Origin of the sequence: Bacillus cereus group sp. BfR-BA-01381 (assembly GCF_022663555.1) — a bacterium.
Lineage (GTDB): Bacteria > Bacillota > Bacilli > Bacillales > Bacillaceae_G > Bacillus_A > Bacillus_A pacificus.
The window spans coordinates 1-403 of sequence record NZ_JAKUFR010000237.1 but is presented as its reverse complement, the minus strand read 5'-3'; the positions used below and the strand labels follow the sequence as shown (position 1 = coordinate 403).

Sequence of the window (403 nt, the reverse complement as noted above, 5' to 3'; positions counted from 1 at the left end):
TTCACGATGGATCTTTTTTTATGCATTTTTTCTTATTTGTTCTACTACTTTTGGATTACCGCCTAGCGATTCCAGACGATTCGCTACTTCAAGAACATTTTTTTGTTCTTCGTTTCTAATGTATTTATCTTTTTTCTGTTTTTGCCTGTACAGTTCAATTAGTTCTTTTTCAACTGATGCAGCTTCTTCTTTTTGTTTATTGCTTAATTCTTTTAATTCCAATGCTGTTGTAACCTCACGATTGTTCATCGCTCTATTACTTTGTTGCTCTAACATTTTTTGATTCTTCATGTATTCTCGTAACTTCTGCTCTAAAGCCCCAGCTCTTTGTATATGCTCCGGAAGTACCCTATCGGCTAATCCCATCTATTTCACCTCAATTCCAGCCACACCGTTTATAGGT

Annotated in this window: 1 protein-coding gene; it reads right to left on the bottom strand. The window is 35.5% G+C overall.

From position 1 onward, the window contains the following. Positions 1-18 precede the first annotated feature (18 nt). A complete protein-coding gene (locus MR079_RS28490) occupies positions 19-366 on the bottom strand; it encodes a hypothetical protein (protein WP_242295093.1) in 348 nt (115 codons plus the stop codon). Positions 367-403 lie beyond the last annotated feature (37 nt).

Excerpts from the sequence above, each read along its gene's own strand:
- MR079_RS28490 (WP_242295093.1), bottom strand. The coding sequence starts at position 366 with ATGGGATTAGCCGATAGGGTACTTCCGGAGCATATACAAAGAGCTGGG.